This window comes from Brevibacillus brevis, assembly GCF_031583145.1.
GTDB lineage: Bacteria > Bacillota > Bacilli > Brevibacillales > Brevibacillaceae > Brevibacillus > Brevibacillus brevis_E.
Window position 1 is genome coordinate 1,507,663 of the sequence record NZ_CP134050.1, and the last position, 22,959, is coordinate 1,530,621.

A 22,959-nucleotide genomic window follows, 5' to 3' on the forward strand; every position below is an offset into this window, starting at 1 on the left:
CGGCTCCGCCAAAAGGCATGGCGTAGCCAGATTTTCCAACGCAAACCTTGCGTGCGACTCCTACAGGCCCTCTACCAGCCTGGAGGCGCGCTGTGCGGCTTCGCGCTGCACATCTTCCCAGGACATGGTCGTCAATCGGCGTTTGTGCATGAGGACGCGGCCGCCTACGATGGTCGTATCTACATCCGCTCCCGTGGCGCTGTAAGCGATCAGCGAATGCAGGTCGTGGACGGGCTGCAGATGCGGTTTGTCCAGGTCGATCAGGATGAGATCGGCCTGTTTTCCCACCTCGAGAGTGCCGACTTCCCCGTCGATGCCGAGCAGTTTGGCGCTCTCGATTGTCGCCATGCGCAGCACCTGCTCGGCAGGAAGCACGGTCGGGTCAGTCGACGCCAGCTTTTGCAGCCAGGTCGCTGCCTTGATTTCTGCGAACATGTCGAGCGTCGTGGCACTGCCCGGCCCGTCCGTGCCCAGGCCGACCGTGATGCCGTGAGCCAGCATCTCCCGGACAGGGGCGATGCCGCACGCGAGCTTGAGATTGCTGACCGGGTTGTGGGAGACGCCTCCGCGCATGCCTGCCAATCGCTTCACATCCTCGCTCGTCAAGTGGACAGCATGGGCGAGCAGGACGTGATTGTCTTGAAAGAGGCCGAGCTCGTGCAAGTATTCGGTAGGAGTCCGATGATAGCGGGCGCGGATTTTTTCCATTTCCTCTAGCGTCTCTGCGAGATGGATGTGCAGCGGAATGCCCCGGCTGCGGGCGAGAGCGATGATCTCCGCCAGCGGCTCGGGTGGGCACGTATAGGGAGCGTGCGGCCCAAGCATCGTGGTGATGCGTCCTTCTGCCGCTCCGGTCCAGTTCTCGACCAGATCCAGCGCCTCCGTCAGGCGCCGTCCGCCATCGTCCTCCAAAAAGACGAGCCCCCGCGTCAGAGAGGCGCGCATCCCGCTGTCCACCACGGCTTGCGCGACGGCATCCATATGGACGTACATATCCGCGAAGGCCGTGGTCCCGGATGCGATCATCTCCGCGGCCCCGAGCATGGTTCCCCAGTAGATGTCTTCTTTGGTCATGCGGGCTTCTGCGGGCAGCATCTTTTTCTCGAGCCAGTCCATCAGTCGAAGATCGTCGGAGAACGACCGCAGCAAGGACATGCTCGCATGGTTGTGCGCGTTGACGAGTCCGGGCATGGCTGCCATGCCTTTGCCGTCGATCACGGTGTCAGCCTGTTTCTCGATGGCGGGTGCGATGGCGGCGATCCTCCCGTCCTCGATCAGCAGGTCTCCGAGGAACGGTTTGTCTCTGCCTGTCATCGTCAGAATCGAGCTGTTTTTGATCAGCAAGCTTTTCATGTTCAAGTACCCTCCTGTATCCAATCTGTTTGCGTACCAAGCGTAAGGGTTGACGCGACGGAAAAGTCAAGGGTACGCGTCCATTCAATCGGGAAAAGAATCGCAGGAGTTGTCATTATCTTTGCTCTTTTGAAATATTGTTTATTAGATAACAATTGACGAGAGAAATAATGCTTCATACAATGAAGGTAAGATTCGGGGAAAGCGGTGTCATGAATGCTAAATGGAGGTCTTGTCAGTCTGCAAGAGATTTTGGACGAGTTGAAGCCGTCCGAGCGTAAAGTAGCCCAGTTCATACTGGCTCATCCCGAAGATGTGGTAAAGCTGTCCGTACAGAAATTGGCGGAGCTGAGCGGTGTGTCCGAAGCGACGATCATCCGCCTGGCCCGTTCCTTGAATATGAAAGGCTATCAGGAGTTGAAGCTGCGCATCGCCGGTGATCTGAACAAACAGACGGCGGCGGTCGGCAGCTATCAGGAAATCATGATGGAGGGCTCAGTCGAGTCGATCATGCAGGCGGTCAGCTGGAATAATGTCCAGTCGATTCAGGATACGCTGTCCGTCTTGTCCAGCGAGGAAGTGAAGCACGCCGCCGCCGCCCTGTCAAGGGCACGGAAGATCGACGTGTACGGAGTAGGGGCTTCCGCCGTGATCGCGGACGACCTGAAGCAAAAGCTTTCGCGCATCAATTTGTGGTGCGAAGCGTACTCCGACTTTCACGCGCAATTGACATCCGCTGTCAACTTGACGTCGCAGGATGTCGCGTTTGGCATCTCCTACTCGGGACAGACGGAGGACATCATCCAGTCGCTGACGGAAGCGAAGCAGCAAGGAGCGACGATCATCAGCCTGACGAAGTTCGGCTCATCGCCGGTAGCCGATCTGGCGAACATCCGCCTGTTTACCAGCTCGGTGGAAAAAAGCGTGCGAAGCGGTGCGATGGCGTCGCGGATCGCTCAATTGAACGTAATCGACATCTTGTTCATCACGATGGTCAGCCGAAAGCAGGAAGAAGTGATCCCGCTGCTGGAAAAAACGAGAGTGGCAGTGAGCCGGACCAAGCGCTCATCCACTTGAGGAGGAGAAGGGCATGGACGATGTGCGTGAACTTTTGCAAGGATGGGTCAAAAAAGGCCTGTTGACTGGTGTCTCGTTGCGGGTGGTGGCGGGAAGCGATATTTGCTTCTCCTGCGACGCGGGAACGACGAGCGTAGACGGTGGCCTGCCGGTTACGCGGGACACGATGTTCGACCTGGCTTCCCTGACAAAAGTGACCGCGACATTGCCAGCCCTTTTACTGCTTTTGCAGGAGGGGAAAATCAGGTCGGACGATCCGATCGGGGTCTACTTTCCGGGCTGCCCCTCTGACAAGCAGTCCCTTACAATTGCCCAGCTGCTGACCCACACGTCCGGACTTCCGGCCGACCTGGCGGAACGCAGGCGCGACCAGACACTCGCCTTGCCTGATCTGCTGTATGAGCAGAAGCTGCTGCACGAGCCTGGCACACAGGTGGTGTATAGCGATCTCGGAATGATCTGGCTGGGAATGTTGGTGGAAGCAGTGACGGGAGAACGGCTGGACGAATTCGCCTGTCGGCGGATATTCGCCCCGTTAGGGATGAATCAAACCTGTTATTGTCCGAATAATCGCGGTTTTCAAAACATAGCGCAAACCGAGTTTTGTGCCCTCACCGGCCGCTACATCTCAGGGGAAGTCCACGACGAGAAGGCTTTTGCCATGGGGGGAGTCGCCGGTCACGCCGGACTGTTCGCGACTGCCGATGATTTGTGCACCTACGCGCTGAGCTGGATGCACGACGATCGCGCTATTATTGAAAAGGAATGGCGGCAGCGGGCATCTGGCTGCAGGACGGGTCCGGGAATCGAGCGGAGAGGATACGGGTGGCAGTGCAACGATGTCAGCGGCCAACTGAGCTGCGGCACTGGCTTTCACCCGGACAGCTACGGCCATACCGGCTTTACAGGCACGAGCATCTGGATCGATCCCGTTCACCAGTGGGCCGTCGTATTCCTCACCAACGCCGTGCATCTGGGACGCGACCATCGATTGCGGCAGCTGCGGCCACTGATTCACGACGCAGTCACAGCTCATCTTTACCAGAGCTTGACTTCATAGAGCAAGAATCACAACCAGACACAAAAAATGGGGGAGGGTTTGGTATGAGAAAGTTTCGGTTTCATGCAGTGGCTTCCGTCCTGTTGACGGCGGCCTTGGCGTTGGCCGGATGCAGTGGAGGAGGGGGAGAGACCGCGAGTCCGTCCGGCGATGCGGGGAAAAGCCCAAGCGGCGGCCAGGGCGGAGGCGAGCAGCAGGTCACATTGTCCATGCACAGCTGGCGCGTGGAAGACACGGAGGGGTACAAAAAGCTCATCGCAGCATTCGAGGCGAAAAATCCGAACATCAAGATCGAATTCAAGCCGTTCAAGGCCACGGAGTACAACACCATTCTGAGCACGGCCCTGCAGAGCGACAGCGGACCGGACCTCTTGCAGCTGCGCCCGTACGCTCCCGGCATCTCCCTGGCGACAGCAGGCTATCTGGAGCCGCTCGACAACGTTCCTGGTATTCAGAACTTTCCGAAAAACGTGACTGCCGCATCGACCGGCAAAGACGGCAAGGTGTACGGCATGCCGCTTTCGCTCAGCACCACGCAGTTTTACTACAACAAAAAAATCTTCGAAGAAAATGGCTTGAAGGAGCCGAAAAGCTGGGATGAATTGATTGCTACTGCAAAGGCATTGAAAGAGAAAGGCATCGTGCCCATCTCCTTCGGGGCAAAAGAAGGCTGGCTGCTCTCCCTGAGCAACGGTGTGATCGCGCCGGCGAGCTTTGGGGACGGGTATGTCGAAAAGCTCCTGAAGGGTGAGAGCGACCTGAAGAGCCCTGAATATCTGAAATCCGTCCAGCGCATGCAAGAACTCATCCCTTATTTCCCGGAAAATTATGTGGGCCTGGATCAGAACGACATGAGGACGTTGTTCGCGACGGAAAAGGCCGCGATGTACATCAACGGAAGCTTTGAGCTGGAAGGGATCCGGAAGCTGAATCCGAACTTGCAGCTCGATTTCTTCCCGATGCCGACGGACGACGGCAAGCAGGTCATCACGACATGGGTAGACGGCTCGTACGCGGTAAACGCCAAATCGAAGCACAAGCAGGAGGCACTGAAGTTCCTCGAATTCATGGCGACCAAGGAGTTTGCCGAGACGTTTGCCAAGCAGTTTCACAGCATCAGCGCCATGCCGGGTGTGAAAACAGACGATCCGCTCGTGGATAAAATGGCGGAGCTGTCCCAATCCAGCTCGGTTCCTTACCTCATGGTCATTCACTTCGCACAGGGGAACCCGACGACCAAGCAAGTGCTGGAGAATTCGCTGCAAGGCATGTACCTGGGCAAGCTGACGCCCGAGCAGGTCGTGGAGGAAGTGCAGAAATCGGCGGCGACGTGGTTCGAGCCATTCAAAAAGTAGAGGCTGCACAAGGACGGAGGTGAAGGGGAAATCCCGCCTCCGCCTTTTGCAAAAGGGAGGTGGGCAACATCGCGGCAGACAGGCAAGGGATAAGGCCAAAGGGGAGAGCGAGCTGGCTCATCCACCTGTTCCCCCTTCCGGCTTTGGTCATATACACGCTTTTTGTGATCTATCCGATTTTTTCGGCCTTTACGTACAGCCTGTATGAATGGGAAGGGCTCAAGCGCGGCGTTTTTGCCGGATGGAAGAACTTTGCGACCTTGTTTACAGTCGAGCCCTTTCAGGAAATGTTCTGGAATTCCTTCGGCCACAATCTCTTGTACTTCGTCGTGGAGATGGTTGTACAAAACGGCACCGCATTCGGGCTGGCGTTTCTCATTTACCGCAAGATACGCGGCGCGGGCTTTTTGAAGATGGCGTACTTCATGCCCCGGCTCCTCTCCGTGATTGTAGTTGGGATTTTATGGAAATTAATCCTTCATCCGAACTTCGGTCCCCTGAACACCCTGTTGACCAAGATCGGACTGGGGGAGTGGGCCAAGCCGTGGCTGGGAGACCCGGATACGGCTCTGCTCGCCATTATCCTGGTCAATTGCTGGTTTGGCGCCGGATTTGCCATGCTGATCTTCCTCGCGGGCCTGCAGTCGATCCCCGAGGAACTGATCGAAGCGGCGAGACTGGATGGAGCACGCGGCCTGGGCATGCTGTGGAAAATCATCCTGCCGCTGTGCATGCCGTCGATTACGATCATGACGATCTTTACGTTCATTCAGGCGTTCGAAGCATTCGAGCTGGTGTACGCCATGCAGGGATCGATGGGCGAACCGTTCCATTCGACCGATACGCTGGCGGTGTACTTCTACCGGCTGGCGTTCAGCAGCGCGGGCGGCGGAGACGTGGCAATCGGACTTGGCTCGGCTCTGGCTGTGGTGCTGTTTGTCATCGTGGCGTCTGTATCGGCGGTATCGTTGCGTCTCATGCTGAAACGGGAAGTGCGGCACTAGTGCCTGGCAGATGACGACAATCGGGAAGCAGGCGGCTTCCTTTCAGGAAAGGAGGAAGGCGGTGTGAAGACGAGCATTGGCGGCAGGGCGGCGCAGTACGTCATCGCGTATCTTTTTATGCTGGTCGCGCTTTATCCGATCGTATTGATGATCGCCTCGTCGTTCAAAACGAACATGGAGATTTTCTCAAACCCACTCTCGCTTCCGAGCTCATTCAGCTTTGAGACGTACAAGAAGCTGTGGGAAACGGTGCCTTTTGCCGACTTTTTGTGGAACAGCATCTTCGTCAGCGGGGTGTCCGTCCTCTTGATCACCGTTTTTTCCGCGCTGGCCGCATTTTACTTGGCTCGCTTTTCATTCAAATGGTCAGGGCTGCTCTACTTCTTCTTTCTCATCGGGCTGATGATTCCGATCAAGCTGGGGATCGTGCCTTTGTTTTTGCTGATGAAAAGTCTGGGGCTGCTGGGAACGCTCTGGTCGCTCATCCTGGTCTACACGGCGAGCGGGATTCCGATAGCGGTATTCATTTTGACGGGATTTTTCCGGACGTTGCCGGTCGAACTGGAGGAAGCGGCGAGGATCGATGGCTGCAGCCATTTCCAGGTGTTTTGGCGGGTGCTGCTGCCGCTCATTCGCCCGGCGTTGGCTACGGTGGTCATCATCAATTTCATCTCGGCCTGGAATGACTTTTTCTTTCCGCTCATTTTCATTCAGAAAGAGACGCTCAAAACGATTCCGGTCGGGATGATGATGCTGTTCGGCGAGTACGAGACGGACTGGAGCCTTCTGTTCGCAGGGCTCACGCTTTCGGCCTTGCCGATGATCGTCGTGTTTTTGCTGGCGTCCAGGCAGTTCATGGAGGGGTTGACGGCGGGTGCAGTCAAATAAGCGGCGGCAATGGTTCATCGCATTGGACGGCGGGGGAAGCAGGACGAGAGCGGCGATTTGCGACTGTACGGGCCGGATCGCGGGAATGTCGGTCGGAGATGCCACCAATCCACTCTCCCGGCAGTGGGAGGATGTGGAGCGCACCATTCGCCAGCTGATCCGGGAAGTGTGCGAGCAGGCAGGGGCAAGCGAGAGGGACGTATCTGCGCTCTATTTGGGGCTGGCCGGCGCTGATCGCACCGAAGTCAAAGCAAGGCTGCAGTCGGCCTTCGCCGCGGAATGGGGAGAGCGGCTGCAGCTCGACAACGACGCGGTCGCTGCTCTCTACGCAGGCACTTGGGGTGCTCCCGGAATCGTGTTGATCGCGGGCACAGGCTCGATCGCCTACGCGGTCACTGCTGATGGCGGACGGCAGCGAACGGGTGGATGGGGCTACCTGATCGGTGACGAAGGCAGCGGCTTCGACCTGGGGCGCGGAGGAGCGGCAGCCGTGCTTCGCGCGCATGACGGAAGAGGAGGAGCAACTGTACTTACAAGGCTGTATCTCGAGCGTTTCGGGCTGAGCTGTCCGGCTGAGCTGATCTCCCGTCTCTACGGGGGAGCCAACCCGCGCAAGGAGCTGGCGGACACGAGCACGCTGGTGGAACAGGGCGCGCGGCTGGGGGACGAAGTGGCGGCAGAACTCATCAGTCGAGCCGCGGAGCACCTGGTAGAGCTGGCCGACGTCAGTCTCCGGAAGGCGGGCAGCGAGCTGCCTGTCGTGCTGTCAGGGGGACTATTCGCAGCGGACACCTTGCTGCGCCGGGAGGTCCTGAGACGGGCTGGCTTTTCTGCTGCGATCCCGGCCGTGCCCACGGTTGTCGGCGCGCTGGTCGCCGCTATGAAGGGGGCCGGTCTGAGCGTGGATGAGGAGATCCGACAGCGGCTTATGCGAAGGAAAACGGGAACTTAAAAAGGAGTGAGGCGAAGTGGGAGAAAACTTGCACCAGCTCCAGACGGAAATGCGCAATGCCGCGAGCGAGCAGCTGGATCAGATGTCTGCGTTGGAAATCGTGACGTTGATGAATCGGGAGGATCACAAGGTGGCGCAAGCAGTGGAAAGAGTGCTGCCTGAGGTGGCCCGGGCAGCCGAGCTGATCGCGCAATCGCTGGACGGCGGGGGACGACTGTTTTATATCGGTGCAGGCACAAGCGGACGGCTCGGAGTGCTGGACGCCGCTGAATGCCCGCCGACGTTTGGGACGGATCCCGCGAAGGTGCGGGCGATCATCGCCGGAGGAGCAGCGGCGATGACGGTAGCCGTGGAAGGGGCCGAGGATTCGCCGGAGCTGGGGCAAAAAGACATCCGCGAGGCAGGGGTCCGGGCGGGAGACGTCGTCGTCGGCATCGCGGCGAGCGGCCGGACACCTTACGTAATCGGAGCCCTTGCGGAAGCCAGGGCCCGCCAGGCCGTGACTGTTTCGCTGTCGTGCAATCCCGGTTCCGCTATCAACCAGAACGCGGATGTGTCGATCGATCTGGCCGTCGGACCCGAAGTCGTGACCGGCTCCACGCGCCTCAAGGCGGGCAGCGCCACCAAAATGGTGCTGAACATGCTGACGACGGCGAGCATGGTGCGGATCGGAAAGGTATACGGCAACTGGATGGTCAACGTGCAGGCGACCAATCGAAAGCTAAGGGAGAGAGCCAAGAGAATCGTGAGCCAGGTCACGGGAGTCGACTATCAGACGGCAGAGAAACTGATCGCCGAGGCACAAGGGGATGTCAAGCTGGCGATTGTCCTCCAGCAAACAGGCTTGCCACTCGTCGAAGCGGCGGAGAAGCTGCGGATTGCCGGAGGAAAAATCCGCCAGGCGATCGAGGGGAAGCAAGCGACATAGAGCAGCAGCGGGAATTTGATCAGACAAAAATAGTGGAACAATCCATCCTTTTTGCAGTATCATTGGCAACATGATTGTCTCTTGCAGACAAAAAGGAAGTGGAACGAATTGTGGCTTCATTGGTTTGTGCAGAGGCAGAGCTGACTGCCCGTAAACAGATCGGACTGATCCTGTCGTTGGCGATTCCAGCGATGATGGAGCAGATCCTGCATACGCTGGTCGGCTTTGTCGACCTGCTGTTCGTCTCCAGTCTGGGCTCGACGGCGATTGCCGCGGTAGGCGTGGCGAACGCGATGATCCTGGTAAGCATGGCGATTTTTATGGCCGTCGGGGTCTCGGCATCCTCCTATATTACACAAAGCATCGGCGCCGGAAAGACAAAAGCTGCCTCCGCCTATGCCCGTCAGGCCATCACGCTGGCGGCGGGCCTTGGCGTTTTGTTTGGACTGGCGGCTTTCTTTTTTGCAGAGCCGATCATGCTGGTCATGGGCGCAGAGCCGCAGGTGATGGGAGAGGCTGTCGTCTATTTTCGCATCGCAGGCGGGCCCTCCGTTTTCTTCGCCATGATGGTCATCCTGGGAAGCATCCTGCGCTCGACCGGCGACACACGCACGCCGATGAAAGTCAGCTTGTACATCAACCTCGTGCACATTGCGTTGGACTACGTCTTTATCTTCGGGCTGGGACCGTTTGCAGGGTGGGGGATTGCGGGAGCTGCTTGGGCGACGGTCACGGTGCGCATAGTGGGGGCGTTTGCCTTGCTTGGCGCTGTTCACCGCTCCCCCCTGACGATTTGGACAGGCCTCAGGCGACGGGACTGGATTGGCGCCCGAGCCCGGCAGATCATTCAGCGCTCTCTCCCGGTCATCGCGGAAAAAATGATCATGCGCTTCGGCGTGCTGCTTTACTACGGGGCGATCATCCGCATCGGGACGAAGGCGTATGCAGCCCATATGATCGCCTCCAATCTCGAATCGCTGATGATTCTCGCGGGGGCAGGCTTCGAGGTAGCAGCCACCGTTCTGGTCGGGCAGTATTTGGGCGCCAAGCGGACGCGTGACGCCTATTCGTTCGGACTGTTGAACATGTGGCTGGGGCTGGGACTCATGTCGGTATTCGGAGCGGGCTTGTACGTGTGCGCCCCGATGGTCGCGGGCATTTTCACCCAGGATCCCGAGATCGTGCGCTACGTCGTCATCGCGCTGACATTCATGGCGATGTACCAGCCGCCTCTCGCTCTGCTGATCGTGCTGCGGGGAGCTCTGCAAGGGGCGGGAGACACGAAGGCACCGATGTACGCGACAGCAGTCGGGATGTGGCTGGTAAGGCTGGTCGGGGTCTACTTCTTCGGCTTTCAGTTGGAAATGGGACTCGCAGGGGTGTGGTTGTCCATCTTCTTCGATGTGACGGTTCGAGGAATCTTCCTGCTCTATCTGTTCCGGAAAAGATTTGCGAATATTTCCCGCCTAGAGGGATGGAAACAACAGAACGAATAGGGTAATATTGGGTATGAATCGCATCTTTTTGAGAACAGTGAAGGCTATTTCCGGCATCAGGAGTAGCCGTTTTCTTGTCGGATCGGACCATACGTATTCCACAGGCTGATACTATACGCGTAACATAGCGAGACCTGTGCCATATTGGGTCGAACAGGCCTCGATAGAGGTTTTCAAAATCCCGGGAGGGGGATACGATGAAAGACTTGTTGGATAATGGAGTCAGGAGCGGTCTTTTCTATCGCTCCTTCTTTGACCAACTGGGCCAGGCTGCTTTCTTGCTGGACAGGACAGGCACTGTGTTCACAGGAAATCCAGCTTGCGAGGAATTGACAGGGTATCCGGCAAAGGAGTGGGAAGGACTCCCCTTCTGGCTGCTGGCTGTTCCGGAAGAACAAGAGATGGTGAGGATGCAGACCCAGTTTGCCATTGAGGGCAATCCGAAGCAGTTTTATACCGTCCTGGCGCACAGGGATATGTATCCGGTCCCCGTACATATTGCGTTTGACACGTTTTCGGCAGAGGGGACCCCGATCGGCTACTACGCGATCGTCCACGAGCTTCCGAAAGCCATGCCGGAGCTGGGAAGGAAAACGTGCAAGTTTGTGGACATTGCCACGGAAGGGGTGTTCATCTACGGGGAAGGCAAGCTGCGGTACGCCAACCAGGTAGGAGTCCAGCTCGCAGGAGCAGGCAGTTTGTCCGAGCTGCTCCGCATCCCGTTCGCCGCGTTGTTCCAACCGCAGGACTTGCCCAAAATAGAGGACATGATGTTCCGGCTGGAATGCGGAGAGACGGTGACCCCACTCGAAGTGGAGATCGTTCGGCTGGATGGTGCGCGTATCGATGCGGAATTATACGGAACGGCTGCCGTCATTTCGGGCCGGCCTTCCTGTTACGTGCTCATTCGCGATGTCACGGAAAGAAAAAAGGCTCAGGAATTTTTGCAAAACTCGGAAAAACTGGCATTAGTCGGTCAGCTGGCCGCCGGCATCGCCCACGAAATTCGCAATCCGCTGACCTCCTTGAAAGGATTTGTCCAGCTGATGCAGAAAGATGGGATGCGCAAGCCGGAATACTTCTCGATCATGAGTTCCGAGCTTGCCCGCATCGAGCTGATCGTGAACGAATTGTTGGTTTTGGCAAAGCCGCACGCAGCCTCCTTTGAGACACGAGACTTGTCCAAGCTGATCAGCCATGTGGTGACGCTGCTGGAGACGGAAGCGATTTTGCGAAAAGTAATGATTCAGGTCGTGTTCGAGACGGAAGTGCCTTTGATCCGCTGCGACGAGAATCACCTCAAGCAGGCGTTTATCAATTTTCTGAAGAATGGGATCGAGGCGATGGAAGGCAGCGGAGAGATCGTGATCCGGATACGGGTAGAGGACAACTGGGTCCGCATTCGTTTTGAGGACAATGGGGTGGGCATTCCCCCCGAGCAGCTGGCGAGACTGGGCGAAGCCTTTTTTACCACCAAACCGTCGGGAACGGGTCTGGGCTTGATGGTAAGCAGGAGAATCATCGAAAACCACAGAGGGACGCTGCGGCTGGCAAGCAGCCCCGGCAAAGGGACCACGGTCGAGGTCTCCTTGCCGATCCATGGATAGAGGACAAGCTCTGCGCTGGGAGGAATCAGGATGGCGGATCATTCGGGCAAAAACACGGTTCTTACGGCGGGCTTTGCCCAGATTCCAAAAGGAACCACCCTGTATGATGTATCGACGATGATAGGATGCGTCCTTATCATTGATGCGGATCGCGATGTGATTTGCGATGCCAGCTTTACCTTTGTGATGGACAAAACGAGCGAATTTTTGGCAAGCTTGCTCTTGGGAAAATCGGTAGCGGACGGTATACAGGAGATTACGCAGGTCGTGCAGGAACGCTTCCTGGCTCCGGGACAGGGGGCCGTGCTGCAGGCGATCCGTGCAGCTGTCGAGCGCTATCATGAGAAAAAATTGTAAGCTACTGAGGTGGCCGGAGGGGTGTACATGGATGAAGACTTCGCGGTAAAAGAAGCATATGCGCGGCAGCTGCTGGAACGATACAGCCAATGGCTGAGCCGTATCGAACAAGTGGATCGCCAGGAAATAGACGGGGTGGCACGCGAGCTTTCGGCCATGCTGTCCGAGGAAGACAGCGCGCTTCATGGCAATGTGATGAGGAGCATCGGAGAGCTTCACGAGAAAGTGACGGAAATGCTGTGGATTTCGGAGCATATGAAGATTTTGCACGATCTGAGCCATATTTTCGCGAAGACGTTTGAAGAAAGCCAGATCCTGTGGAAGGCGTTCGAGCTCGTTTCCCGGGTCATGCGTGCCGATGCCTTCTTCATCGCCTTTTATGACGAGGGAGACAGCGAAATCCGCATCCCGATCAGCATCGACAGCGGGATCAATTACGGACCGATCACCGTACCGTACGGGCAGGGCATGATTTCCCGCGTGATCGATACGCGTCAGACCATACACATTCGGACGATGCGGGATGAGCCGAGCGAGCCGGAGATGATCCGGTGGGGCAGCCCGGAGATCGACACGAACACCTGTATCTTCGTTCCGCTGATGCTGGGCAATCAGGTGAAAGGCGTCATCTCGGCCCAATCGTATCGGGAATTTGCCTATAAAAAAGAACATGAAGAGCTGCTCAAGATCATCGGGTTTCAGGTAGCCAGCGCGATTGAGACTGCCCGGCTGTACAAGCGGGTATACCAGATGTCGTTTCAGGATGAGCTGACGGGAATCTGCAACTACCGCGCCTTTCACAATGACCTGGAGAAGCTGATGAGCGAGGGACGGTCTCCCATCGTTTTGATCATGCTCGATTCGGATAATCTGAAAGCGGTGAACGATCAGTACGGCCACCATTCCGGAGATGAATTGATCAGGCGGATAGCGGAGGCGCTCAAAGCGTGCGCGACGGGCGATGATACGGTGTACCGCTATGCGGGGGACGAGTTCATGCTGCTCTCGCCGGGGGCTACGCTGGAGGAAGCGGAGGAAAAGGTACGGGCGATTCGCGAGCATTTGCGGAAACGTCCGCTCGTTCAGGACGATTGCCACATCCCTGTGGCGGTGAGCGTCGGAATCGCCGGATACCCGGGGGATGCTTCGACAGCGGATGGCTTGAAGCGGGCAGCGGACGAGGCGCTGTACCGCTCCAAGCGCAAGGGGAAAAATTGTACGACCGTCTACGGGACGGCTTAAGCTTTTTGGCGACGCCACGCGAAAAGAAACGTAAAGACGGGCGACAGCCACAAGTAGGTGACGTACGGCAAATAGTCGATGGTGGACACGTGCAAGGCAGAGGTGAAAAATGCGCCGCTGACGCCCCACGGAATGAGCGGATTCACGAGCGTGCCACAGTCTTCCAAGGTCCGGGACAGCCGCTGCCCGGCTATTCGCCGTTCGTCGAAAGCATCGCGGAACATTTGGCCGGGAAGCAGGATCGACAAGTACTGCTCGCCAGTCAAGACGTTGACCAGGATGGAGGAGGAGCCCGCGAGGCTCACCAGTGCGGCGTCCCGCTTGATTCGCTGGATCAGGCCGGAAAAAAGGCCGTGGAACACCCCGCAGGACTGCAGCAATCCTCCAAGGGACAGGGCGATGAGAATCAGTGCGAGCGACCAGGTCATGGACAGCAGACCGCCGCGGTCGACAATCGCTTTTACGGCTTCGTTTGGGATTTCACTGACGAAGCCGTTTTGCATGACATTCATCCACTCTGTCGGCGAATGGACGCCTTGGACAAGAGCTGCCGTCAGCACTCCGCTGACGATCCCGAACACGAGCGTAGGCAAGATCGGTTTGCGCAAGGCGGAACAGACGAGGACGACGAAGGCCGGAATCAAGGTAAGGACTCCCAGATGGAAATGCTGCTCCAAAGACAGGCGGATCTCTTCAATGGCATCCAGATTCACCTGTACGGTCTGGCCCTGTAGTCCGAAGAACAAAGCGGTCACGGCGAGTGCTGGAACGGCCGTAAACGTCATGAACTTGACGTGCGTCATCAGGGGGATGCCGGCGACTGCAGCCGCGAAGTTGGTCGTATCGGACAGCGGAGACATCTTGTCCCCAAAGCAGGCGCCGGAGATGATGGCCCCGGCCGTCATCAGCGGGTCGAGTCCGAGCGCTGTCGAGACGCCCATCAAAGCGACTCCGACCGTACTGATGGTCGTAAAGGAACTGCCTGTTACGGTAGAGACGATGATCGTCAGAAAAAGGGCGCTGACCGTGAAATACTCGGGACGGATCACGGAGATTCCCAGGTGCAGAATGGTAGGGACCGTCCCGCTCATCATCCAGACGCCGATCAAAATCCCGATCAGGCACAGGATGAGCATGGGGGCGATGGCGGACTGGATGCCTTTGACGATGCCTTCTTCCATCCGCTTCCAGGGAATGCCGTACAGTCTCAGCAGCGTGGCTGCGACAACGGTAGCGAGCAGGAGCGGCATGTGCGGCTCGACTTTTCCCCAGAAAAGGGCGGGAAACAGGATAGCGAAAACAGCGACCAGCACCCAGACACTTTGTGAAAAAGATAAAGACTTGTTCATCATGGCAACTCCTTGCTGAATGTGTACAACCCACAAGAGCAATGGCGTTTTCGTGCTTTTATGCTTTTGTGCGTTCAAGTGAGATAGAGGTACTTTATCTCGAACTGATTGATTCGTCAATGAAATAGACTGAATTTGGAATCGCAAAATAATAAGGAGTAGTAAGCAATTTCCCACAACTCCTCGTGGCCTGTTCTGCCTCCTTATCTATTGAAGAATCAACAGAAATGCAAGTTATTTAAAATCATTACAAAAAGATATTGACTTTTAATTGGGATCTAGTAAAATGAGAAATGTTCCTAGTTGATAATAATTTTAATTAGATAGCGAGAAAGGGGGAGCTGTCATGTATGATGTCATCATCATTGGCGGAGGGCCGGCAGGAGCATCTGCAGCCATTTATACCGCGCGGGGAAATCTGAAGACGCTCGTCATCGACAAGGCGCCAGGCACAGGTGCGCTTGCCTTGACTCATAAAATCGCCAACTATCCCGGTGTCGAGGGAGAGCTCTCGGGGAAAGAATTGCTCGAAAAAATGCGCAGACAAGCGGAGAGCTTTGGTGCTGAATTCATCCAGACGACCATCTCTGCGGTTGACGTGGAAGATGAGGTCAAAAGCATCTTTACAGCAAATGGCACCTTCGAGGCCAAAGCGGTCATCGTCGCTACGGGCTCCAAAGGACGCAACCGCATGCTCCCGGGCGAAGAACAGCTGCTCGGCCGCGGCGTGAGCACTTGCGCCACATGCGACGGCGCCTTTTACGAAGGCAAGCACGTGGCAGTCATCGGAGACACCGAGGAAGCGGTGGAAGAAGCACATGCGCTGACCAAATTTGCCGACCGCATTACGTTTCTCGTTCCGCGGGCCGATCTGCAAGGCGTGGATGAGACTCCGGAGCTTCCGAAGACAGAGATGCTTTTCCGCACGCGTCCGCTCGAGATCGTCGGAAAAAATTCGGTCGAAGGACTTCGCATCCGTACAGCAGAGGGAGAGGAAGAAGTGCTCGATGTCGATGGCGTCTTCGTGTTCCTCTCCGGCAGCAAGCCAGGGACCGACTTCCTGGATGGACAAGTTCCCCTTGATGAGGAAGGCTTCATGATTTTGGACGAGTACATGCAGTCTGCGGTTCCCGGCGTATTCGGCGCCGGTGAGGTACGCAAGACCCCCGTCAAGCAAGCCGTTGTGGCTGCGGCAGACGGAGCCATCGCGGCCATGGCCGTAGACCGTTACATCAATAAGCGGTCCAAGATCGTCCCCCAATACAAATAATCCCAACTTAAAAAGGAGAGAACCTCTCATGGCACAAGCAATCGTATACTCCAGCACCAACTGCGCATTTTGCAAGCAACTGAAAACATACCTGACGGAACAGAATATCTCTTTCGAAGAGCGCAATATCGATGAAAACGACGCATACGGCGAAGAGCTGAGCCGCCTTGGCGTGATGTCCGTTCCGCTGACGCTCATCGGTGAAAAGCAAATTCTCGGCTTCAACCCGAACCGGATCAAAAAGGCGCTCGCTGCACTGGAAGAAGCAGCGCAGTAAGAGCTTATCCGACACTCCTGAAACCAACATAGAGCAACCACCAAGAAAAGGAGACTGTACATGAGCCTTCAACCAAACACCTACCTGCAAGTAGGCAAACCCGCACCCGACTTTTCCATGCTGACGACAAAGAACATCGAGACGCTGGATGAGCGCGTGACCCTCGCCGATTACCGGGGAAAATGGCTGATTCTGTTTTTCTGGCCCAATGATTTCACCTATGTATGCCCGACGGAGGTCACTTCCTTCAGCGAGCATGTGGAGGAGTTCCGCGAGCTGGACTGCGAAGTGCTCGGAGTATCGACAGACAGCGTGCACACGCACCGCGCCTGGATCCATACCCCTCGCGAGCAAAATGGCATAGGTCCCGTGAACTTCCCGCTGGCGAGCGATTACAACAAGGAAACGGCGCATGCTTACGGCATTCTCGATGAAGAGACGGGCGCAGCCTATCGCGGCTTGTTCATCATCGATCCGGAGGGAATCCTTCGCTACCAGGTCGTGACGGACATGAACGTAGGACGCAGCGTAGACGAAACATCACGGGTTCTGCAAGCATTGCAGGCTGGAGGTCTGTGCCCTGCGAACTGGAAGCCTGGCATGAAGACTTTGTAAAGGACTAGGAAATCACGCACAAAAGAAAAAATCCGTTGCCGGATCAGGCAGCGGATTTTTTTGCGTTTCCTGAAAGTCGTTTAGGTGTGGTTTACGAAAGTGGTAATCAAATCTTTACATAACGATTTCCAGTTGGTAGCAACCTCCCATTTTCGATCGGGAAGAGCAAAAAAATGGCTCACGCACTTGGACCCATTTTCCGAAATCGGTGGGACAGATGTCAGGGTGGGTTGCAGGACTTCCCACCAAAAAAAGTAGGACAATTTGTGCTTTTGCGGCAGATTATTACATTTTGATTACAATGGCCACAAATCCATAATAGTGATTTCAGTCTATGGGAAGGCCTTCGTCCCTATGTTTACAATGACATGGACGGGAGACCTGCTGGTTGGATCTAAACGGGGTTGGCGACGAATCGGAGGTTGACGTGAATTGAAACCAAGAAAAAACAGTCGCGTGAGATGGGCGAGTCTCACACTAGTAATGGTCGCAGGAATCAGCTGTCTCTGGTGGTTTTGGGACAGCAGCCGCGTAGAGAGCATGGAGACGGCGAGCGGATACCAAATGAAATTCCGCACGGCGGGCGACCGGATTGAAATGTATCAAGACCAGAAATGGCAGCCGTTTTTCGTGAAAGGGGTAAACCTGGGAGCATCTTTGCCCGGGCATTATCCCGGCGAGCTGCCAATTACGAAAGAGGATTACTTGCGCTGGTTCGCCATGATCGATGAGATGGGGGCCAACGTCATCCGCGTGTATACCATTCATCCGCCCGCTTTTTACGAAGCGCTGGTGGAATACAACCGCAAGAACGCGGGGTCCCCTCTCTATTTGCTGCAAGGGATCTGGAGCCCCGAAGAGCAGCTCATCGAAAAGAAAGACGCGTACTTGCCGGAAATCCGGGAAGAATTTCGCCAGGAAATCCGGGACGCCGTAGGGGCGGTATACGGAGATATCACACTGCCCGAGAAGTCAGGCAAGGCAAGCGGGACGTACCGGGCAAACGCAGGACCGTATTTGCTCGGATGGCATACCGGGACGGAATGGGATCCGGTGATGGTGGAAAACACCAATAAACGGCATGCGAAAGCGGCGTCCTACCTGGGGACGCACTTTCAAACGACCGCCAAGGCGACGGCATTCGAAGCATGGCTTGCCGAGATGGTAGACACCGTGGCTCAGGAGGAGGGCAAGCACGGGTGGCAGCATCCGATGACGTTCACAAACTGGGTCACGACCGACCCGTTGTCCCATCCGGGCGAGCCGATCTATCAGGAGGACATGGTCAGCGTCGATCCCACGCATATCCGCGCAGCATCGTGGGATGCGGGATACTTCGCTTCGTATCATGTGTACCCGTACTATCCGGACTTCTTCCGCTTCGATCCCGCGCTGCAGCAGGTGAAGAACGACGAAGGAGAAATCGACACGTACAAGTCGTATTTGCGTCAGCTGAAAGCCTACCACAAAGACATGCCGATCATGGTGACAGAATACGGGGTCCCCGCCTCCTGGGGGATGGCGCATCTCGGGAACCTCGGGCGCGACCAGGGGGGACACACGGAAAAGGAGCAAGGGGAAATCGACGCCGCGCTGATGCGCGAGATCGCCGAGGAAGGCTATGCCGGAGGGATTGTCTTCGCCTGGCAGGACGAGTGGTTCAAAAAAACGTGGAACACGATGCGCTTCGAGCTGCCGGAGGACCGCCGCTCGCTGTGGATCAACGTGCTGACGAACGAGTCGCTGTTCGGCCTGCTGGGAATGTATCCGAACAAGGACGGCGTGCTGAATATGGATGGGGATCGTTCCGATTGGGACAATCTCCCGGCCGAGGAAAAGAAGCGGCTCGATCTCGGCGTACCCGGGTTTCAGGAGGTCTGGATGGCGCATGACGAAGGCTATGTCTATATCATGGCGCAGCTCGACCACGCGTTCGATCCGCAAAAAGAAAAGCTGAACTTCGGCGTGGATACGACCCCCGGCGGAAACCGGCACGCGTCTGAGCTGGGGAAGGTCACGCTGGACGAAGGGCTGGAGACGCTTGTGACGTTGGGAAAAGACGAGGAAAGCGAAATACGAATCGCAGCAGGCTACGACCCACACACCCGGCTGTACGGAAAAGCGTACGGAATGCTGCCGGTGAAGGAAGAGGAGCTGCGTGACGATTCCGGCGTCTTCAAGCCGTGGAAGCTCGCGGTGGGGCTGGAGATGGAACCGCCGGACAGCAAAGAGTACCACCCGCTGGAAGAAGTGGCGGTGGGCAAGCTCGCAAGGGGGACGACGGACCCCGCGTCCGCCGACTACGATTCGCTGGCGGCGTGGCAAGCGAAAGGGAACATCGTGGAGCTGCGCCTCCCGTGGATGCTGCTTGGCTTTACCGATCCGAGCTCGCTCACGGTGATGGGCTATGCAGGAGAAGGGAAAACGCTCCAGACTGTGAAGACCCAAGGAATCCGGCTGCTGCCGTGGATCGCACAGCGGGCGGATGGAAAGCCGGAAAGCCTGGCCCAAGCAATCTCCCTTTATCCGGTGACGAAGCTCCCTCGCTACACGTGGCAGCCATGGGAAGAAGTCCGCTACCACGAACGAAAGAAACAGAGCTACGCGATCTTGCAAAAAGCGTATCGCGAAATCAGACCGGCCCTTTTGCAGAAGTGACAGGGAAGCGTGTCAAGGAGTGTGAGAGGAAGTGCAAACACCACTTGCGGCGGCGATCTTGTTTCTGTACGCGCTGTGCGGAGTGACTGCTTTGGGCCTGCTCGTCCTGTTCGGGCTCAAGCTGAGGAATATCGCCGCGGAAAAACAAGCGAAACGCTGCCTAGAAAAGTACCGGGACTATTTCTTCTACCTGCAGGCACACGGGGAGGACGAGGAGCAACTGCGGCTTCCCCCTGGCGATGTGACGCAGCGCGAGAAGCAGATCATCCAAAAAAAGCTGTTTGAATTGATGGAACGATTTACAGGCATCCATCGGCAAAAGCTCGAGAGGTTGTGCGAGGATATGGGGCTTGTCGATCTCGACCTCAAGCGGTTGAACGGCGGCTGGAAGTGGACGAGAGTCGACGCGGCCTACAACCTCGGGGCGATGCGCTCCTCGCGTGCGGTGCCAGAATTACTGGGGCTGCTGGGGAAGCTAGGATACGATCCCAGCCTGTTCATCGTCGCCCGGGCAGTGGCCAAGTGCGCGCGTGACGCGGAGGATCTGGCAGGCATGGTCCGGGAGCTGGTTCGCCATCGCAAAAACTTCCACCAGTTAATCGTCGACATTCTCAGCGAATCAGAAGTAGAACTGCAGCCGCTATACGCTTCCTTTTTGCAGGACGCGGATCACGACCTGGTCAAGATCGGGCTGATCGGCCTTGCACAAAGCAATCCTGCCGGCGTGGGCGAGCGGCTTGACAAGCTCGTGCGTTCTGCGGACAAGGAAGTGCGGATCAAGGCCGTCAAGCTGCTGTGCAGCGACGCTCGCCAGCTGACGGAAAAGAGGGTGCGCGAATTCATGGCGCACCCCGATTGGGAGATTCGGGCAGCAGTAGCCAAGGCAGCAGGAACGCTCGGACTTTCGTCCAGCATTCCGCTGCTGAAAAAGGCGGTGGGCGACGACAACTGGTGGGTCAGCCATCACAGCGCTCGCAGCCTGGCGCAGCTCGACGTCGAAGGCTTCCAGGCACTTTGCGAGATTCTGCAGGAGGGTGGCCTCGGCAGAGCTGTGCAAATGGCCCAGCAGATCGTGCTGGAGGAGCTGGAAAAGGGCAGACTGCAGTCGGCCGATCCGACCAATCCATCGCCGTACAATCAAAAGCTGTATCTCTACCAGAATTCGCGCAAAAGGACCATTTCGACTGCGCAGGCATGATCATGAATACAGGGAGGGGAGGAAGCTATGAGAGACTTTTTGCTCTATTACGGAATATTCGCGGTCTACTATGTGATTGCGATCAATTCGTTGTACTTCATCATCATGATGTTCTCCTTCAAGAACATCATCGGGATCCTGAAGAGCTCCGTCTATTCCAGATTCCAGGCGCTGTCAGGCTCGAAGCACGTTCCGCCCATATCCATCCTGGTGCCGGCGTACAACGAGGAGCTGACCATCATCGAAAACGTCAGGTCGCTGCTCTCGCTGAACTACCCCCGCTACGAGGTAATCGTGGTCAACGATGGCTCCAAAGACGAGACGCTGCAGGTGCTCATCCGCGAATTCGAGCTGGAAGCATCGACTTACACGCCTGTCCAGCCGCTCTTGCAGACATCGGAAATTCGGGGGATCTACCACAATCCGGCGTTTCCGAACCTGTATCTGATCGACAAGGAAAACGGCGGGAAGGCGGACTCGCTCAACGCCGGCATCAATGTGTCGCACTATCCGCTGATCGCTTCTATCGATGCCGATTCGCTGCTGGAAAAAGACGCTCTGATCCGGATCGCCAAGGTCTATATGGAAAATCCGGATGAGACGGTAGCCATCGGCGGTGACATCCGGATCGCAAACGGCTGCAAGATCGAAGACGGAGTGGTCCGGAACATTCGGCTGCCCGACAAGTTTTTGCCGATGATGCAGTCGGTCGAATACCTCAAGGCGTTTTTGGGAGGAAGGATCGGCTGGGCTGCGATCAACGGACTGATCATCGTGTCGGGAGCCTTCGGAGTTTTCCGCAAAGACTACGTGATCAAGGTCGGCGGGTACCGGGAAGGCTACCCCGGCGAGGACATGAACATCATTATCAAGCTGCACAAGTACATGCTGGAAAACAAACTCCCTTATCGCGTCGCCTTCTGCCCGGACGCGGTCTGCTGGACGCAAGCCCCGGACACGTTCAAGATCCTGGGCAGTCAGCGGCGCAGATGGGGGCGCGGCAATTTGAAAAACATGATCGAGTACGGAAAGCATATGGTGCTGCGACCCAAATACAAGTTATTCGGGATGCTTACTTTGCCTTTCAATATCTTGTTTGAAACGCTCAACCCGTACTTCCGGATCACAGGACTCCTGGCTTTGATCGGCTACACGCTCCTGGACATGACCAACTCCCAGGTGCTCCTGTTGTACGGACTGCTCAATGTGATCTACGGCGTGCTGCTGGGAGTCGGCGCGCTGCTGCTGGAGGAAATCGCGTTTCGGCGCTATCCCCGCATTCGGGATATCGTCAAAATGCTTTTCTATACCATTCTGATGTTTTTCGGCTATCGCCAGCTCGGTGTCATCTGGAGATTCCTCGGACACATTGAATACTTGCGCAAGAACAACTCGTGGGGCACGATGACCCGCAAGAGCTGGCAAGCGGAAGGCAGCAAAAATATTTCGAGTTTGGAGGCAAGAGGATGAGTAATCTCAGAGCAGCTTTTCAACAGCGATTGAGCCAGCTTGAAGCGAATCGAACGTCGTGTGGGGTTATTTTGGCAGCTTGCAGCAATTTCTCGAAAGAAGAGCTGGAAGCGATGCGGAAACATTTTGAGCAGTCAGCCCCTGCAATAACAACCCACTACGCATTCGACGGGACGGGCATCGTAGGAGTGCTTTTGGAGCAGCAAAAGCTGGGCGATACCCATTTTCACGCCCTTTTGGTCAAAGAGTACCTGCTCGACCGCAGGCTCCTGTCCGGCAGCCTGCTGATCGCCAGCTTTCCCGACGGCGCACGAGACACAGGCCAGACCCTCATGAAGATGACTCAGGACATCCGGCAACTGGAAAGGCTGGGGGAGATCCACATTTATGATCGGGAGCGTGAACAGGCGAGCATCCTGCTCGTCAACCCGGACGAAACCGTCAACGAGTTTTTGAGCATATACCTCCAAAGGAAAGGATACCGCGTCATCGTCGCGAGCGACGGAATGGAAGGCGTGCAAAAGTATCAGGAGGTAGGGCCGGACCTGGTCATTACGGACTTGAATCTGCCCGTGATCAACGGCTACCAGCTGATGGAGCGAATCAAGCACGCAGGGAGTGAGCGTTACAGCAAGATCGTCGTGCTGACTGACAAACGCCTGGAGGAGGACGTTCAAAAATCATTCGCGCTGGGGGCGTCCGACTACATTACCAAGCCGTTTTCCCCGGTGGAGCTCGAAGCCAGGGTCAAACGCCTGATTTCCTGACAGTTGATCGAGGCGATAGAAAAAAAGGAGTGGAAC

General features: G+C 56.6%; 20 protein-coding genes. 18 read left to right on the top strand and 2 right to left on the bottom strand.

What is annotated here, in order from left to right; all coding sequences use genetic code 11:
* Positions 1–60 precede the first annotated feature (60 nt).
* On the bottom strand, positions 61–1,353 hold the full coding sequence (locus tag RGB73_RS07685; RefSeq protein ID WP_310770611.1) for an amidohydrolase: 1,293 nt from the start codon (positions 1,351–1,353) through the stop codon (positions 61–63).
* 216 nt (positions 1,354–1,569) lie between these two features.
* On the opposite strand from RGB73_RS07685, the gene RGB73_RS07690 reads away from it, so the two are divergent.
* The 11 genes from RGB73_RS07690 (at position 1,570) to RGB73_RS07740 (ending at position 13,319) form a co-directional block, all read left to right on the top strand.
* Complete coding sequence (locus tag RGB73_RS07690) at positions 1,570–2,430, top strand: MurR/RpiR family transcriptional regulator (protein WP_310770612.1); 861 nt, start codon at positions 1,570–1,572, stop codon at positions 2,428–2,430.
* Between the two features lie 13 nt (positions 2,431–2,443).
* Positions 2,444–3,490 (top strand): serine hydrolase domain-containing protein, encoded by a 1,047-nt coding sequence (locus RGB73_RS07695; RefSeq protein ID WP_310770613.1) that lies wholly within the window; start codon positions 2,444–2,446, stop codon positions 3,488–3,490.
* A gap of 44 nt (positions 3,491–3,534) precedes the next feature.
* Entirely contained in the window at positions 3,535–4,845 is a 1,311-nt protein-coding gene (locus tag RGB73_RS07700) for an ABC transporter substrate-binding protein (protein WP_310770614.1), read from the top strand.
* A gap of 59 nt (positions 4,846–4,904) precedes the next feature.
* Complete coding sequence (locus tag RGB73_RS07705) at positions 4,905–5,849, top strand: carbohydrate ABC transporter permease (RefSeq protein WP_310770616.1); 945 nt, start codon at positions 4,905–4,907, stop codon at positions 5,847–5,849.
* A gap of 63 nt (positions 5,850–5,912) precedes the next feature.
* On the top strand, positions 5,913–6,737 hold the full coding sequence (locus tag RGB73_RS07710; protein ID WP_310770618.1) for a carbohydrate ABC transporter permease: 825 nt from the start codon (positions 5,913–5,915) through the stop codon (positions 6,735–6,737).
* Entirely contained in the window at positions 6,724–7,689 is a 966-nt protein-coding gene (locus RGB73_RS07715; protein WP_310770620.1) for an N-acetylglucosamine kinase, read from the top strand. The genes RGB73_RS07710 and RGB73_RS07715 overlap by 14 nt, the downstream gene beginning before the upstream one ends.
* A gap of 49 nt (positions 7,690–7,738) precedes the next feature.
* On the top strand, positions 7,739–8,617 hold the full coding sequence (gene murQ, locus RGB73_RS07720; protein WP_396136203.1) for an N-acetylmuramic acid 6-phosphate etherase: 879 nt from the start codon (positions 7,739–7,741) through the stop codon (positions 8,615–8,617).
* A 110-nt stretch (positions 8,618–8,727) separates the two neighbouring features.
* Entirely contained in the window at positions 8,728–10,113 is a 1,386-nt protein-coding gene (locus RGB73_RS07725; protein ID WP_310770624.1) for an MATE family efflux transporter, read from the top strand.
* Positions 10,114–10,310: 197 nt separating this feature from the next.
* The gene (locus RGB73_RS07730) at positions 10,311–11,720 is read left to right on the top strand and encodes an ATP-binding protein (RefSeq protein ID WP_310770626.1); all 1,410 of its coding nucleotides are present in this window, start codon (positions 10,311–10,313) and stop codon (positions 11,718–11,720) included.
* Between the two features lie 30 nt (positions 11,721–11,750).
* Positions 11,751–12,077, top strand: coding sequence for a DUF3870 domain-containing protein (locus RGB73_RS07735; RefSeq protein ID WP_310770628.1), 327 nt, complete (start codon positions 11,751–11,753; stop codon positions 12,075–12,077).
* A 27-nt stretch (positions 12,078–12,104) separates the two neighbouring features.
* Entirely contained in the window at positions 12,105–13,319 is a 1,215-nt protein-coding gene (locus tag RGB73_RS07740) for a sensor domain-containing diguanylate cyclase (RefSeq protein WP_310770630.1), read from the top strand.
* Here RGB73_RS07740 and nhaC read toward each other — a convergent pair.
* Complete coding sequence (gene nhaC, locus RGB73_RS07745) at positions 13,316–14,668, bottom strand: Na+/H+ antiporter NhaC (protein WP_396136204.1); 1,353 nt, start codon at positions 14,666–14,668, stop codon at positions 13,316–13,318. The two genes, RGB73_RS07740 and nhaC, sit on opposite strands and share 4 nt — an antisense overlap.
* Before the next feature lie 346 nt (positions 14,669–15,014).
* On the opposite strand from nhaC, the gene RGB73_RS07750 reads away from it, so the two are divergent.
* From RGB73_RS07750 to RGB73_RS07780, 7 genes are all read left to right on the top strand, one after another.
* Positions 15,015–15,938: an NAD(P)/FAD-dependent oxidoreductase gene (locus RGB73_RS07750; protein ID WP_310770634.1), complete on the top strand. Its 924-nt coding sequence runs from the start codon at positions 15,015–15,017 to the stop codon at positions 15,936–15,938.
* A 28-nt stretch (positions 15,939–15,966) separates the two neighbouring features.
* Positions 15,967–16,215 carry a glutaredoxin family protein gene (locus RGB73_RS07755; protein ID WP_310770636.1) on the top strand — a complete coding sequence of 83 codons (249 nt, stop codon included), beginning with the start codon at positions 15,967–15,969 and terminating at the stop codon, positions 16,213–16,215.
* A 60-nt stretch (positions 16,216–16,275) separates the two neighbouring features.
* Entirely contained in the window at positions 16,276–16,830 is a 555-nt protein-coding gene (locus RGB73_RS07760; RefSeq protein WP_310770639.1) for a peroxiredoxin, read from the top strand.
* A gap of 483 nt (positions 16,831–17,313) precedes the next feature.
* Positions 17,314–19,488, top strand: a complete 2,175-nt coding sequence (locus RGB73_RS07765; protein WP_396136205.1) for a hypothetical protein — start codon at positions 17,314–17,316, stop codon at positions 19,486–19,488.
* Between the two features lie 31 nt (positions 19,489–19,519).
* Positions 19,520–20,686: a HEAT repeat domain-containing protein gene (locus RGB73_RS07770; protein WP_310770645.1), complete on the top strand. Its 1,167-nt coding sequence runs from the start codon at positions 19,520–19,522 to the stop codon at positions 20,684–20,686.
* A 27-nt stretch (positions 20,687–20,713) separates the two neighbouring features.
* Positions 20,714–22,156 (top strand): glycosyltransferase family 2 protein, encoded by a 1,443-nt coding sequence (locus tag RGB73_RS07775; RefSeq protein ID WP_310770647.1) that lies wholly within the window; start codon positions 20,714–20,716, stop codon positions 22,154–22,156.
* Entirely contained in the window at positions 22,153–22,923 is a 771-nt protein-coding gene (locus RGB73_RS07780; protein ID WP_310770649.1) for a response regulator transcription factor, read from the top strand. Before RGB73_RS07775 ends, RGB73_RS07780 begins: the two co-directional genes overlap by 4 nt.
* The last annotated feature ends 36 nt before the right edge of the window (positions 22,924–22,959 follow it).